We start from the raw sequence: 14,305 nt of genomic DNA, 5'->3' as shown, positions 1-14,305 counted from the left end.
GGCGGCCGTCTCCCCCGGGGGACGGCCGCCCGACGGGGGAGGACCACCCCGCCGCGCCCCGGCGCAGCACCCCGCGGCGCGGCGGGTGTGGGCGGCGCCGGTCAGGCGATCCGGGCCAGGTGGGCGCGGGTGTCGCGGCGCGCCGCGGTGAGGGCGTCGGGCAGGCCGTCGACCCGGCGGCCGCCCGCGGCCGCCAGACCGTCCCGGCCGCCCGCTCCGCCGCCCACGGCGCGGGCCGCCGACGCCAGCACGTCTCGGGCGCGCAGCCCGCGCCGCACCAGGTCGTCGCTGATGGCACCCGCCAGCGCCACCCGCCCATCGGTGCGCGCCGCCAGGACGACCGCCCCGGTCCCGCCGCGCTCGCGCAGCACCTCCGTTGCCAGCCGGCGCAGGTCGCCGCCCGGGACCTGGTCGACCTCGCGGACGACCGCCCATCCGCCGGGGCCGCCCTCGGCTTCGGCGCCGAGGCGCGCCGCCAGCCCGGCAGCCGCGTCCGCCCGCAGCCGGTCCAGCTCCCGCCGCGCCTCCGCGAGGGCGTCCAGGCGCGCCGCGAGCCGCGCGGGCGCGTCCTCGGGGCGGGTGCCGAGCAGCCCGGCCAGTTCGTGCAGCAGGTGCCGCTCGTGGTCGTAGTGGCGCAGCGCGTCCGGTCCGGTCAGCGCCTCCACGCGGCGCAGCCCCGTCCCCACCGACGACTCCCCCAGGAGCCGCACCGGGCCCGCCTGGGTGCCGTGCCCGACGTGCGTGCCCCCGCACAGCTCCCGCGACGCGTCCCCGATGTCGACCACCCGCACCCGGTCGCCGTAGCGCTCGCCGAACAGCGCCATCGCGCCCGCCGCCCGCGCCTCGGCGTACCCGGTGTGCCACACGCGCACCTCCGGGTCGTCGCGCAGGTACGCGTTGACGCGCTCCTCCACCAGCCGCAGCTCCTCGGGGGCGAGCGCCGCCACGTGCGCGAAGTCGAACCGCAGCCGCCCCGGCGCGACCAGGCTGCCCCGCTGCGACGCGTGGTCGCCCAGCGTGCGGCGGAGCATCGCGTGCAGCACGTGCGTGGCGGTGTGCGAGCGCTCGACCGCCGCCCGCCGGTCGGCGTCGACCAGCGCCGCGACCTCCTCCCCCGCGCGCAGCTCGCCGCGCGTGACACGGGCGGTGTGGACGTGCAGGCCCCCACTGGACCGGGTGCCGGTGACGACCGCCTCGGCACCGCCCGACGTGCGCAGCACCCCGGTGTCGCCGACCTGGCCCCCGCTCTCGGCGTAGAACGGCGTCGCGTCGAGCACGACCTCGACCGTGCGGCCCTCGCCCGCGGCGGGCACCTCGGCGCCGTCGGCCAGCAGCGCGACCACCCGCGTGTCGGCGGCGACCGCCCCGTACCCGGTGAACCGGGTGCCGCCGATGCGGGACGCGAGCCGCCGGAAGGTGTCGGCGCGGCGCACCGCGTCGCCCTTCGCGGAGCGGCCGGCGTCGTGGGCGCGGCGGCGCTGCTCCTCCAGCAGGTGGGCGAACCGGTCCGCGTCGACCTCCAGCCCGGCCGCGCGGGCGGTCTCGACGGTGAGGTCGATGGGGAAGCCGTAGGTGTCGTGCAGCGCGAACGCCGTGTCGCCGTCGAGGGTGGTGCCGCCCGCGTCGGCCGTCCGGCGGATCGCCGTGTCCAGCATCCGCGACCCCTGGCGCAGGGTGCGGTCGAACGCCTCCTCCTCGGCCGTGGTGACGTGCGCGACGAGGTCGCGCCGCCGCTCCAGCTCCGGCCACGCCGCGCCGAGCGTGTCGACGACCGCGGTGGTGAGCGGCGCGAGGACGGGCCCGTCGACCCCGAGCGTGCGGGCGTGCCGGACCGCGCGGCGCAGGAGGCGCCGCAGCACGTAGCCGCGCCCCTCGTTGCCGGGCACCACGCCGTCGGCGACGAGGAACGCCGCACAGCGGGCGTGGTCGACCGCCACGCGGAACGCGGTGGACGCCGCTCCGCCGTCCCGTCCGGGGTAGCCGCGCCCGGCCAGCTCCTCCAGGCGGGTGAGGGCGGGGCGGAGCAGGTCGGTCTCGGCGACGGTGTCGACGCCCTGGAGGATCGCGGCGAGCCGGTCCAGGCCGAGGCCCGTGTCGATGTTGCGGCGCGGCAGGTCGCCCAGGACGGGGTAGTCGCGCTTGGCGCCGCCCTCGCCGCGCACGTTCTGCATGAAGACGAGGTTCCACAGTTCGACGTAGCGCTCGCCGTCGACCGCCGGGCCGCCCTCGCGGCCGAACGCCGGGCCGCGGTCGTAGTGGAGTTCGGACGACGGACCGCAGGGGCCGGGCACGCCCATCGACCAGAAGTTGTCCTCGACGCCGAGGCGCTGGATGCGGTCGGCGGGCACGCCGAGCGCCCGCCACAGCGCGTACGCCTCGTCGTCGTCGCGGTAGACCGTGGCCCACAGGCGGTCGCGGTCGAGCCCGTAGCCGTCGGTGGCCAGCTCCCAGGCGAACGCGATCGCGTCCTCCCGGAAGTAGTCGCCGAAGGAGAAGTTGCCGAGCATCTCGAAGAAGGTCGCGTGCCGGGCGGTGCGCCCCACCTCGTCGATGTCGCCGGTGCGGGCGCACTTCTGCACGCTCGTCAGCCTCGGGGAAACGGGCTCGGCCTCGCCGAGGAAGTACGGGATGAACTGGTTCATGCCCGCGTTCACCAGCAGCAGGGTGGGGTCGGTGGGGATCAGCGGGGCGGAGGGCACGTGGTGGTGGCCTCGTGAACCGAAGAAGTCGAGGAACGTCGAACGGATCTGCGCGGAACGCATGGCGATGTAGGCCTCACGGGTCGAGACGAACGAAGGGCAGCACCGCCGAGCCGGGCCGATGGATCAGGAAGCGACGCCGTCGTTCCCCGACTCGGCGCGACTAGCTCGCCGCCCCACACCCGTGGCCATGCCTGGCTCCCATTGCGTCCGACCGTGCGCCGCCCGTGCGGGCGGCCACCGTTGTTCCGGCGAGGGTAGCCGATCCCGGCGCCCGGCGCACGGGTGTTCCCGCTCTCCCCACCGTCCCGGCCGCCGATCGGCCGCCCCGGCGGGGGCACCCGGACCCGCACCCGCGCCGTTGCCCCTGCCCGAACGGACGTGCTATGCATGAGTCATGCATGAAAGCGCGCGAACGGCGAACCTTCTCGGCGCGACCGCCCTCGCGGTGAGCGACCTGGTGCTCGCGGGGGTGGTCCCCGCGAGCGGCACCAGCACCAGCGGGGCCGCCGCGCTGGTGGTCCTCTCCCATGAGCCCGGCATCGGGGTCACCGAACTCGGCCGCCGCGTCGGGCTCAGCCAGCCCGCGGCGGCCCGCATGGTCGACGCCCTGGAGGCCAAGGGGCTGGTGCGCCGCGAACGGCCCGGCGGCCGCGGCGTCGCCGTCCGGCCCACGGACCGCGGCGAGCAGGCCGCCCGCGACCTGCTGTCGGCGCGCGGGTCGGCCCTGCACGAGGCGCTGTCGCGGCTCGACGGCGACGAGCAGGCGGCGCTCGCCGCCCTGCTCGACAAGCTCCTCGGCGGCCTCTACCGGCGTCCCGGCGACGCCGAGCGGCTCTGCCGGCTCTGCGACCGCGGCGCGTGCCTGGAGCGGGGCGGCGTCTGCCCCGTCGGCCGGGCCGACCGCGCCTGCCGCGCCGCCGCGTCCGGCGGCGGCACGGACGTCGGCATCGGGGACGGCGGCGGGGGTGGCGATGACGGGTGAGGGACTGGCGCTGGTCTCCGCGCTCTGCTTCGGGGTGACCGACATCCTCGCCGGGCTGCTCGCCCGGCGGGCCGACGGCGCCCGGGTCGCCCTCTACGGGCAGGCGGCGGGGACGGTGCTGATGCTGGGCGCCGCCCTGGCCGTGGCCGCGCCCGATGTCACCGCCGCCGACGTGGGGTGGGGGGCGCTGTCGGGGGTCGGAACGGGGCTGGGCGCGGCGCTGCTGTTCCGCGCCATGGCCGTGGGGCGGTTCAGCGTGGTGGTGCCGTTGAGCGTGGTCACCGGCATCGCGCTGCCGGTGCTCGCCGGGGTGGCCCTCCTGGGCGAGCGGCCCGGCCCGGTCGCGTGGACCGGGATCGCCGCCGCCCTGCCGGCGCTGTGGCTGACCACCCGATCGCCCGACGCGAACGGGGAGCGGACGGGCGGTGCCGCGGCGGGGACCGCGCTCGCCCTGGCGGCGGGGGTGGGGTTCGCCCTCCAGTACGGGGCGCTGACCCAGGCGGACGCCACCGCCGGGCTGTGGCCGCTCGCCGCGAACCGCGCGGTGTCGGTGCTGGCGATCCTGCCGCTCGTGCTCGCGCGGGGGTCCGGGTTCCGGCTGCCCCGGCGGACCGCCCTCGGGTCGGCGGGAACGGGCGTGGTCAGCATGGCGGCGATCACCGCCTACGCCCTGGCGGGCCGCACCCAGGACCTGTCGCTGGTCTCGGTACTCGCGTCGATGTACCCGGTGGTCCCGGTGGTGTGGGGCGTGGCCGCGCTGCGCGAGCGTGTCGGCCGGGCGCAGACCACCGGCCTCCTCTGCACCGGGGCGTCCATCACCCTCCTGGCGGTCGGCTGACCCCGCTGCCGGCGGGCCGGCGGGCGGAGGTGCGGTGCCGGGCCGCCGTCAGAAGTTCTCCTGGACCAGCGCCACGATGATCGGGGAGACGGCCGACAGGATCCCGACGATCAGGGTGACGCGGATCATCATCCGCTCGGCCTTGGTGAGCCGGTTCGGGCCGTGGGCGGCCCTCCCACCGACGGCGGCGTCCGCGCTAGCGGGAGTGTCCGCGTGGGTGTCCGCGCCGACGGGGGCGCCGGCGGGGCCGTCCGGCCCGGCGGCGGCGTTCGCGGCAGCGGGGGCACCGCCCTCGGCGCGCCTCTCCTCGCCGTACAGCAGGTTGCTCTCCGCGACCGCCGACGACACCGCCATGCCGAAGAACGCGAAGAAGACGACCGCCGAGCACACCAGGAGGGAGTAGAGGAGGACGTCGACGACCAGCCAGAGATCGTGCCGCACCACGAGGAGGAGCGGGATGGCCGCACCGAGGGAGAACACGATGCTCACCCCGAAGTTCTCCATCGACTTCCGCTCGCGGAGCCGCCCGATGTCCAGCAGCACCCCGCACATCCCGAGCCCGCCCAGGAGGACGGCCGCGCCGTAGAGCGCGGTCTCCCACACGTACGGGACCTCGGCGAGGAACGGGACCGCGAGGGCGACGAACGACGCCAGCACCAGCCCCGCGCCCAGCCCCATGTCCTCGACCGACTTCTTCCGCTCGTCGTCCACGAAAGGCCCTCCGGTGTCTCCTCGCCCCGCACACCCGGTCGGCCCACCGCCCACCGCCGCACTCCCGCCCATGGCGCCACCATTGTGCTGCCTCCCCACCCCCACGGGTAGTGCGTTCAGCCGCAGAGGGGATCGGCGGCACGGCGATCCGGCTCAGTGAGCCGACGGCCCCCGAGACCCACCCGGAGAGCCGGGCCGTCCACTTCCGGCCTGATCCATTACGCGGAGTGAACTTCGCGTTACCGTCGACCCATGGTCTCCGCCGCCCCCGGTCCCGACGCCCTCGCCGCCCTCGTCGGCGCCGATTGGGCCGATGCCGTCCGCCAGGTGCCGAGGGAACACTTCATCCCCGACGTGGCGGAGGCGTCGCCGATGACCGCCGCCCCCTCCCGGTGGATCGACCGCGCCGCCGACCCCGACGGGTGGCGGGACGCGGTCTACAGCGACACCACGATCCTCACCCAGATCGCCGACGGTTCCCTCGCCCTGGCGCCCGGGACGCGCGGGCTGCCCAGCAGCTCCAGCACCGCGCCGAGCCTGGTCGCGGCGTTCCTCGCACTGCTCGACCCCTACCCCGGCGACCGGGTACTGGAGATCGGTACGGGCACGGGGTGGACCGCCGGCCTGCTCTCGGCGCGGCTCGGCGACGGCTGCGTCACCACGGTCGAGGTGGACGAGCGGGTCGCCGCGCAGGCCGCGGTGAACCTGAAGCGCGCCGGGTACGCCCCGCGCCTGGTCGCCGGCGACGGCGCTCACGGCGCCCCCGTCCACGCCCCCTTCGACCGGGTGCACGTGACCTGCGCCGTGCGGGACATCCCGCACGCCTGGGTGGCGCAGTGCCGTCCAGGCGGGATCATCGCGCTGCCCTGGGCGCCGATGCAGGTGTGGGGCCACAAGGTCGTGCTGGTCGCCACCGGGGACGGTCGGGCCGTCGGCCGGTTCCACGGCGACACGTCGTTCATGATGCTGCGCTCCCAGCGCCCGGTGCCGCCCGACACACGCGGCCACGCGCCCCGCGAAGGCACCGCGCGGGTGGACCCCATGCGCATGACCCGCGCCGATCGCGGCCTGGAGATCGCCCTCGTCGGCTTACTGCCCGGCGTGGTCGTCGGCGGCCTGGGACACGGCGATGACCGGGTGGGCGCCTGGGACCCGGCCACCGGTTCCTACGCGCTGGCGGTGCGCGACGAACACGGTTCCGGCGTCGAGGTCACCGAGTACGGCCCGCGCCGGCTGTGGCGCGACGTGGAGGACGCCTACCTCGCGTGGATCGGACTGGGCGCGCCCGGCCGTGACCGCCTGGGCCTCCTCGTGGACGGTGAAGGCCAGCGCGTATGGCTGGACCGACCGGACGACCTGATCGGAGGGGTGTGATGGGCGGCCACCGCAAAGAGGTGAACTGCACCGGGTGCAGGGGACACGGCAAGGTCCAGGAGTCGCGGGACGGCACGGTGGTGTGGGTCGACTACATCCTGTGCAACGGCACCGGCAAGGCGCCCGCCTAGCGCCCGTGGGCTCCGGTGTGCGATGAAGGTGCACTAGACACGACCGCCAGGCCGGAGCGCTCGTACTGCGCGCTCGCTGGCCTGGCGGTTTCCCCTGGGGCTGAGCCGACGAGGGGACTTGAACCCCTAACCTATCGCTTACAAGGCGATTGCTCTGCCAATTGAGCTACGTCGGCCGATGTCGTCGACACCCAGGGGAATGGTACCGGGTCCCGGTCAGGGCGTGGCCGTGCGGCGGCGGGTGACCTCGTAGAGGGCCACGCCGGCGGCGACCGACGCGTTGAGGGACTCGGCGCCGGTGATCGGGATGGCGGCGACCTCGTCGCAGGTCTCGCGGACCAGGCGGGACAGCCCCTTGCCCTCGGAGCCGACCACGACGACCAGCGGGCCGGTGGCCAGTTCGAGCCGGTCGAGCGGGGTCTCGCCCGCGCCGTCGAGGCCGACGACGAACAGCCCCTCGCTCTTGTAGGACTCCAGGACCCGCGTGAGGTTGGTGGCGAGGCCGACCGGGAGCCGGGCGAGGGTGCCGGCCGACGTCTTCCACGCGGCCATGCTCACGCCCGCCGCGCGCCGCTCCGGGATGATCAGCCCGTGCGCGCCGAACGCGGCGGCCGAGCGGGCGACCGCACCGAGGTTGTGCGGGTCGGTGACCCCGTCGAGCGCGACGATGAGCGGCGGGGTGTCGGACCGCCGGGCGGCGTCGAGCAGGTCGGCCGGGTCCCAGTACCGGTACGGGCGGACCTGGAGCACCACGCCCTGGTGGGCGGCGCCCGGCAGCCCGTTGCTCTCGCAGCGCCGGTCGAGTTCGGCCCGGGTGACCTCCAGGGTCTCGATGCCGGCGGCCCCCGCGAGGCGGGCGGCCTCGCTGACGCGCTCGTCCGGGTCGAGGCTGTTGGCGAGGAACAGCCGGCTGGCCGGGACCCCGGCGCGCAGCGCCTCGACCACCGGGTTGCGGCCGATGAGGAGTTCGGTGCCGCCGTCGCGGCGGCTCCCGCTGCGCCCGGCGGGGGCGGAGCCCGCGGGTGCGGCGGCCGGACCCCCCGCGGCCTTGGCGGAGCGCGCGCGCTGCCGGTCGCCGTACCAGTGGCGCTCCTCGGCGGGCAGCGTGCCCTTGCGGCCCTCCAGTGAGCGGCGGCCCTTGCCGCCGCTGCCCTTGGTCGGGCCCTTCTTGCTCTTCTTCGCCGGCATGACCGCCGTCCTCCTCGCTTCCGCTCGCCGCGCCCGTCGGCGCCCCGCCCGTCCGCGCGCCGGGCCCCGTGCGGGGCCGCGGCGCCCCGAGGGGCGCGGCGCGTGTCGGCGCGGTCCGCTCTCCTGGTGTTTCGCACGCGTGCATGCCGGAACCGTGCACGGCCCCGTACGCAATGGTAGGTACTGCCCGGACCCCGGACGCCGGGGTCAGCCCCGGCGCAGTTCCCAGCGCGGCCCGCGCGGGGTGTCCTCGACGGCGACGCCGGCGGCGGCGAGGCGGTCGCGGATGCCGTCGGCCGCCGCGTAGTCCTTGCGGGCGCGGGCGGCCTGCCGCTGCTCCAGGGCCACCGCAACGAGGGCGTCGACGACGTCGCGCAGCCCGGAGTCGTCGCGGTCGGACCACTCCTCCGACAGCGGGTCGATGCCGAGCACCGCGGTCATGGCGCGGGCCTGCGCGGCGAGTTCGGCCACGCGCTCCTTGCGGCCGTCGCCCAGCGCGGTGTTGCCCTCGCGGACGTGCCCGTGGACGACCGCGAGCGCCTGCGCCACCCCGAGGTCGTCGTCGAGCGCGGCGGCGAACGGCTCGGGCACCCGCGGGGCGGGGTCGACCGGCCCGACGACCTCGGACGCGCGCACGAGGAACCCCTCGATGCGCTGGTAGGCGGCCGCGGCCTCGCGCAGGGCCTCGTCGGAGTAGTCGATGACCGACCGGTAGTGGGCCTGGCCCAGGTAGTAGCGGAGTTCGACCGGGCGGACCTTGCGGACCATCTCGGGGATGAGCAGCGAGTTGCCGAGCGACTTGCTCATCTTCTCGCCGCCCATGGTGAGCAGGCCGTTGTGCAGCCAGTAGCGCGCGAAGCCGTCGCCGGCGGCCCTGGACTGCGCGATCTCGTTCTCGTGGTGCGGGAACACGAGGTCGAGGCCGCCGCCGTGGATGTCGAAGGTCTCGCCCAGGTAGGCGGTGGCCATGGCCGAGCACTCCAGGTGCCAGCCGGGCCGGCCCCGCCCCCAGGGGGTGGCCCAGCTGGGCTCGCCCGGCCGGGCGCCCTTCCACAGGGCGAAGTCGCGGGGGTCGCGCTTGGCGGAGTCGCCGTCGGCGTCGCCGGCCGCGCGCATCTGGTCGAGGCGCTGGTTGGACAGGGCGCCGTAGTCGGCGTAGGACCGCACGTCGAAGTAGACGTCGCCGGAGTCGTCGGCGGCCGGGTAGGCGTGGCCGCGGTCGATCAGCCGGCGCATGAGCTCGATCATCTCGGGCACGTGGCCGGTGGCGCGGGGTTCGACGGTGGGCGGCAGGCAGCCGAGGGTGTCGTAGGCCGACGTGAACGCCCGCTGGTTGCGCTCGCTGACGACCCACCACGGGACGCCCTCGGTCGCGGCCACGCGGATGATCTTGTCGTCGATGTCGGTGACGTTCCGGCACAGCGTGACGTCGAGGCCGTGGTAGGTGAGCCAGCGCCGCAGGATGTCGAAGTTGACCCCGGAGCGGATGTGCCCGATGTGCGGGGGAGCCTGCACCGTGGCGCCGCACAGGTACAGCGAGGCACACCCCTCGTGCAGGGGGGTGAAGTCGCGGACCTGCCGGGCACTGGTGTCGTAGAAGCGCAGACTCACAGTGCCAGGGTAGCCGTTTCCGCACCGCCGAAGGCCGGGGAACGGACATCCTCGCGGGCCCGTTTCCGGGGCGGCCGGAGGCGGCCGGGCCGGGGCCGCCGGGAGACCACCTGGACCGGCGGCGACGCTTCACCGCGAAATAGGACAACCGGAATTCGGCGCGTTCGTCGGCGGAAATTCGGCGGCCCCGTTCCGCGTTCCGCAACGCGGCCGATCCGCCGCGATGATCTTCCGCCCCGCGAAAGCCCCCGAACTGGTCGGAGCGTATTTTCCCCCGGGCCGGAACCCGCGGTGGATTCCGGTCGGTTTCTCCGGGAACCCTCGTGCTCGCCGCACCCGCTGAGCTACCCTTCTGCGCACGATGGCCGTTAAATCACCCTCGAAAAGCCCAGGTGCGCGCCCCGCGCCGGACCGCGCCGCCCCCGACTCCGGCTCCCGGGGGACCGCCCTCGCGGTCACCGGGGCCGGTGTGCTGGTGATCGCCGCTTTCGCGGTCCTGCTCTCCTACAACGGCATCTACCAGATCGCCCGGCAGGGCGGGGTCGGTCCGAGCGCGGCCCACCTCTACCCGGCGGGCTTCACCCTGCTGCTGCTCCTGGCGTTCTGGACCAGCTACCTGCTGCGCAGCGCTCCACGGAAGCGCCGCCTCTGGGTCGACGCGCTCATCCTCGCCCTGATCCTGTCGGCGGCGGGCGCCAGCGCCCTCCAGACGTCCGACACCCGGCTGCTGCCCACGGTGGCCCTCGTGATCACCGCCGTGGCGCCGTGGCTGGCGCTGCTCGCCGCCTTCCGCGTGTTCCTCTGGGTGTGGACGCACCTGCGCGGCGAGACCCCGGTGGCGCCCCCGGCGCGCGGCCGCCGCCCCGGCCGCCCGCGCCCGGCCTCCGGCGGCCGCCGCCCGCGCGGCGCGCCCGCGAGCGCCGCCACCGAGCCGTTCGACCGCACCAAGCTGCCCGACGACGACGCCCCGACCGAGGCCCTCGGCCGCGCCGACACACCGCGCCTCGACCCCGCCGACGGCACCCCCGCGAGTGCGCCCGCCGACACCGCCGCCACGGTCCGAGCCATTCGGCATGCCACCGCCACCCCCGCCGACGACACGGACCGCACCGACAACGCGTACGAGGCGCACGACGCGGCCCGGACGGACCGAGCGGCCGACCGCACCGGTCGGCGCCCCGCCGACGCCCCCGACGGCGACGACGCCCACCACCTGCCCGCCGACCACCCCGACGATGGCGACGCCGACGACGCGTACGACCACGTCTACCGCCGCCCTGCCGACCCCCACGGTGAAGGCGACGACGCCCACGGCCGGCGGCACCCCGCCGACATCCACCACCGGCCCGCCGACGGCGCTGCCGGCGACGTGTACGACCGACGGGGTCCCGCCGACGCTCCCGACGGCCCCGGTGACGCTCACCGCCACCCCGGTGATGGCGCTGCCGACGACGCGTACGACCGCGTCCACCGCCCCGCCGAACCCCACGGGGACGACGACGCGTACGACCGACGCCGCCCCGGTGATGGCGGTGACGCCCACGACCGACGACACCCCGCCGACGCGGACCACACCGCCCACGCGGCCGACCGCACCGGGCGGCGGCCCACCGGCGCACCCGACGGCGACGACGCCCACCCCGGCCGTGGCGGCGCCGATGACGTGTACGACCGACGGCCTCCCGCAGACGCGCCCGACGGTCCCGGTGACGCTCACCGCCACCCCGGTGATGGCGCTGCCGACGACGCGTACGACCGCGTCCACCGCCCCGCCGAACCCCACGGTGATGGCGAAGAAGCGTACGAGCGACGGCACCCCGCCGACGCACCCGATCTCTCCGATGGCCCGGCGGACCGTCCCGGCCGCTCCCCCGGCCCGGGCGGCGCCGCGCGCCTCCGCGCGGAGCCGGTGCGGCCCGAGGCCGAGCGGTCGCGCGGCCCCGCACCGCTGTGGCCGCGCGAAGGCGACGCCGACGAGGGCGTCCGCGTGCTGCGCCCCGACGAGGTCGCCCGCTACCGGGCCGCCGGCGCGGACGCCACGGAGGAACGGCCCATCGGCGGCGCTCCCGGCCGCGCCGATCACGCCGCCGGGCCTGACGGCCCCGCCTCCGAGGGTCCCGCGTCCGCCGGCCCTCCGGACGGTGCGGACGCCGACGCCCCGACGGACTCCCCCGCTGCGGCCCGGCGGTCGGCCGCCGACGCGGTCCCCGCCGCGCGCGAGGGGGACTCCCTCGCCTCCGAGGACGACCTGGAGGACCCGGGTGAGGCCCGCGCGGCCGCCGGTACCGCCTCCGGCCGCTTCCCGGCCCCCCGCGACGGTGCCGACCGAACGGGCCGCCTTGGCACGCCCGCCGTGCCCGCCGCCCGCGACGGCGACGCCGTCTCCACTTCCGACGCCGACGCCGACGCCGGCCTCGGGACCGTGCCGCCCGGCACACCCCCGGCCGCCGACGCCCCCGCCGACATCCGGACGCGGGGCGCGGACCGCACCCCCGGCACGACGGAGGCCGGTGCCGAGGCCGCCTCCGCACCCGCTGTTCCGGACACGGCGGCCGGGGACCCGGCCGACACGGCACGGGGCAACGCCACCCCGTCCGCGTCCGCCGCCCCTGCCACCGACCCCGCCGCCGACCCCGTCGGTCCGAACCCCGGGGCGACCGGCCCCGCCGCGTCCGCAGCGGCCGCCGGAGCCCCCGGTCCCCGATCGGATGATGCCGCCACCCCCCGGACCCCCGCGCGGTTCCGGGACGCGGACGACGCCGACGCCTCGCGGGACACCGCCTCGGCCCCCGACACCTCGGCCGCCACCGCCCACGGTGCCCCCGAAGAACGTCCGACCCCCGATTCCTCGGCCGCCGCCGCCCACGGCGGTTTCGAGGAGCGCCCGGCGCCCGCCTCCGACGCCACCGGGCACTCCTCCTCGGCAGCGCGACCGGCGCCGCCCGCGACGACCGCACACGAGTCCCCCGATACGCGCCCGTCCCGGTCCTTCGACACGGACGGCCGCCCGGACCCCCGGGACCCCGACCGCGCGTCCGGCGCCGCGCGGCCCTCCGCGCGGCCCTCCGCGCCGTCCGGCGCGGGCGTCCCGCCGCTCGCGTCGGTCCCCGTGGCGGACGCCGACCTTCCCCGGCGCGCCCGCCACAGCGGGGAGAACCCGATCAAGCGCGCGGCCGAGGTCCGGCCCACCGCGCCCGCCCGGCCGCGCCACGCCCCGACCGCGCCGCCCGCCCCGGTCGAACCCGACGAGGGCTTCCCGCACGACCTCGCCTTCGGCGATCCCACGAACGACGAGGCGGAGACCCCCGTCCTCCCCGCCGCGCCGCCCGCCCACACGGCCGGTCCGCCGCCCGCGACCCAGCTCCCCCCGGTGACCGGCCCCCAGCACCCGATCACCCCGGACGCACCGCCGCCCACGGGTCCGGCCTTCCCGGCCCCGGAGCCGATCGCCAAGCGGGCGATGGTGCTCAAGCCGCGCCGCCGCCCCATGATGGGCTTCCCCCCGCCCGACCCGCCGTCCAACCGCGTCCGCAGCCAGCCCCGCCCTCCGGAGGACTAGGCCGCGCTCCTCGGATCGTTCCGGGCGCGCGACCACGCCCCCACTGTGCGCTGCCCCCAGGCCCCACGGCTTCGCAGCCCAGTGGGGCCCGAACCACGCTCGCCGCGCCGATCGGCTCGAACAACCGGACCAGGATGGATCGCGCAGACCGGCTTGCGAGCGCTGCCCTGAGCCCCGCTGTACCGGCCCCGCTGTTCCGGCCCGCGAAAAACAGGCGCCGTCGGGGAAAGGCCGCTCGCCGATCCGGAGGCCGCCGAGAGAACACTCCCCCGCCGACGCCTGAGCCGTGGCTCCCGCCGACCCGGTCGAACGGGCGCCCCTGGGCACCCGGGCCTGCACGACCCGGTGGACACGAGGAAAGGGCCGGCCCCTGGGGGCCGACCCGATGACACCGCGCAGCGTACCGCCGCCGATCGCCCGCGTACTTCGTGCTTTCGCGACAACCGGTCCTGCACCGCCGTGCTTCGGCCGTGCCCGCCGGCACCGGCCATGACGTCATCCACCCACCGACAGCACGCCGACGCCCGTCCCCACGCGTCACGGCGCTGCGGACGAACCGGCCGTCAGCGCATCGAGCGGAGACCGCCGCCGGTCGACGCGGGCGGTTCGCAGGCGCCCCTCGCCCGGCCGGACGTGGGCGGCTCCGCCGACCACGCCCCGGCGGGCGCCCACGCGCACGCCCGCGCCCGCGTGAGCGGCCGTGGCGGTGCCCCCGGGCGTCGAGCGGGGTCAGTCGCCGGTGGGGGCGCAGAGGGCCGTGGCGATGGCGGCGATGCCCTCGCCGCGGCCGGTGAGGCCCAGGCCGTCCGTTGTGGTGGCGGCGACGGTCACCGGGGCGCCCGCGGCGGCCGACAGGGCCTTCTCGGCCTCGACCCGGCGCGGGGCGAACTTGGGGCGGTTGCCGACGATCTGGACGGCGATGTTGCCGATCTCGAACCCGGCGGCGCGGACCCGCGCCGCCGCCTCGGTCAGCAGCGCCGTGCCCGACGCCCCCTTCCAGCGGGGGTCGTCGGTGCCGAACTGCGCGCCGAGGTCGCCCAGCCCGCACGCCGAGAACAGCGCGTCGCACGCGGCGTGCGCGGCGACGTCACCGTCGGAATGGCCGCTGACCCCGGTCTCGCCCGGCCATTCCAAGCCCGCGAGAAAAAGAATACGACCGGACATGAAAGGGTGGACGTCGGTACCGACGCCCACCCGTGGCATTTTCAC

At 76.8% G+C, this 14,305-nt stretch carries 10 protein-coding genes and 1 tRNA gene; 5 read left to right on the top strand and 6 right to left on the bottom strand.

The annotated features are described in order from the left end of the window. Nucleotides 1-101: 101 nt before the first annotated feature. Complete coding sequence (alaS, locus tag NT8_RS11045) at nt 102-2,762, bottom strand: alanine--tRNA ligase (protein WP_067967276.1); 2,661 nt, start codon at nt 2,760-2,762, stop codon at nt 102-104. Nucleotides 2,763-3,096: 334 nt separating this feature from the next. Between alaS and NT8_RS11040 the strand changes: the two genes are divergently transcribed. Next, a complete protein-coding gene (locus tag NT8_RS11040) occupies nt 3,097-3,684 on the top strand; it encodes a MarR family transcriptional regulator (protein ID WP_067967273.1) in 588 nt (195 codons plus the stop codon). Continuing rightward, nucleotides 3,674-4,522 carry an EamA family transporter gene (locus tag NT8_RS11035; protein ID WP_067967271.1) on the top strand — a complete coding sequence of 283 codons (849 nt, stop codon included), beginning with the start codon at nt 3,674-3,676 and terminating at the stop codon, nt 4,520-4,522. Before NT8_RS11040 ends, NT8_RS11035 begins: the two co-directional genes overlap by 11 nt. 48 nt (nt 4,523-4,570) lie before the next feature. Here the strand turns inward: NT8_RS11035 and NT8_RS11030 are convergent, their stop codons facing one another. Then, on the bottom strand, nt 4,571-5,233 hold the full coding sequence (locus NT8_RS11030; protein WP_067967267.1) for a hypothetical protein: 663 nt from the start codon (nt 5,231-5,233) through the stop codon (nt 4,571-4,573). A gap of 252 nt (nt 5,234-5,485) precedes the next feature. Between NT8_RS11030 and NT8_RS11025 the strand changes: the two genes are divergently transcribed. Continuing rightward, nucleotides 5,486-6,607 carry a methyltransferase domain-containing protein gene (locus NT8_RS11025; RefSeq protein ID WP_067967265.1) on the top strand — a complete coding sequence of 374 codons (1,122 nt, stop codon included), beginning with the start codon at nt 5,486-5,488 and terminating at the stop codon, nt 6,605-6,607. Then, the gene (locus tag NT8_RS31250; RefSeq protein ID WP_281203409.1) at nt 6,607-6,738 is read left to right on the top strand and encodes a hypothetical protein; all 132 of its coding nucleotides are present in this window, start codon (nt 6,607-6,609) and stop codon (nt 6,736-6,738) included. The genes NT8_RS11025 and NT8_RS31250 overlap by 1 nt, the downstream gene beginning before the upstream one ends. A 103-nt stretch (nt 6,739-6,841) precedes the next feature. Here NT8_RS31250 and NT8_RS11020 read toward each other — a convergent pair. From NT8_RS11020 to cysS, 3 genes are all read right to left on the bottom strand, one after another. Next, nucleotides 6,842-6,914, bottom strand: a tRNA-Thr gene (locus NT8_RS11020). Between the two features lie 40 nt (nt 6,915-6,954). Next, nucleotides 6,955-7,926, bottom strand: coding sequence for a 23S rRNA (guanosine(2251)-2'-O)-methyltransferase RlmB (gene rlmB, locus NT8_RS11015; RefSeq protein ID WP_067967263.1), 972 nt, complete (start codon nt 7,924-7,926; stop codon nt 6,955-6,957). A 207-nt stretch (nt 7,927-8,133) separates the two neighbouring features. Continuing rightward, on the bottom strand, nt 8,134-9,537 hold the full coding sequence (gene cysS, locus NT8_RS11010) for a cysteine--tRNA ligase (protein ID WP_067967261.1): 1,404 nt from the start codon (nt 9,535-9,537) through the stop codon (nt 8,134-8,136). Nucleotides 9,538-10,012: 475 nt separating this feature from the next. Between cysS and NT8_RS11005 the strand changes: the two genes are divergently transcribed. Next, on the top strand, nt 10,013-13,096 hold the full coding sequence (locus NT8_RS11005; RefSeq protein ID WP_157515674.1) for a hypothetical protein: 3,084 nt from the start codon (nt 10,013-10,015) through the stop codon (nt 13,094-13,096). Nucleotides 13,097-13,825: 729 nt separating this feature from the next. Here NT8_RS11005 and ispF read toward each other — a convergent pair. Next, on the bottom strand, nt 13,826-14,299 hold the full coding sequence (gene ispF, locus NT8_RS11000; RefSeq protein WP_174549557.1) for a 2-C-methyl-D-erythritol 2,4-cyclodiphosphate synthase: 474 nt from the start codon (nt 14,297-14,299) through the stop codon (nt 13,826-13,828). Nucleotides 14,300-14,305: the final 6 nt, after the last annotated feature.

It is taken from the genome of Nocardiopsis trehalosi NBRC 14201 (genome assembly GCF_001552555.1).
In the GTDB taxonomy this organism is placed as follows: domain Bacteria; phylum Actinomycetota; class Actinomycetes; order Streptosporangiales; family Streptosporangiaceae; genus Nocardiopsis_B; species Nocardiopsis_B trehalosi.
This window is presented reverse-complemented; position numbering and strand designations above follow the sequence as displayed.

Bases quoted from the DNA above. Each gene is read 5' to 3' on its own strand.
- alaS (WP_067967276.1), bottom strand. From the start codon at position 2,762: ATGCGTTCCGCGCAGATCCGTTCGACGTTCCTCGACTTCTTCGGTTCA.
- NT8_RS11040 (WP_067967273.1), top strand. From the start codon at position 3,097: ATGCATGAAAGCGCGCGAACGGCGAACCTTCTCGGCGCGACCGCCCTC.
- NT8_RS11035 (WP_067967271.1), top strand. From the start codon at position 3,674: ATGACGGGTGAGGGACTGGCGCTGGTCTCCGCGCTCTGCTTCGGGGTG.
- NT8_RS11025 (WP_067967265.1), top strand. From the start codon at position 5,486: ATGGTCTCCGCCGCCCCCGGTCCCGACGCCCTCGCCGCCCTCGTCGGC.
- NT8_RS31250 (WP_281203409.1), top strand. From the start codon at position 6,607: ATGGGCGGCCACCGCAAAGAGGTGAACTGCACCGGGTGCAGGGGACAC.
- rlmB (WP_067967263.1), bottom strand. From the start codon at position 7,926: ATGCCGGCGAAGAAGAGCAAGAAGGGCCCGACCAAGGGCAGCGGCGGC.
- ispF (WP_174549557.1), bottom strand. From the start codon at position 14,299: ATGCCACGGGTGGGCGTCGGTACCGACGTCCACCCTTTCATGTCCGGT.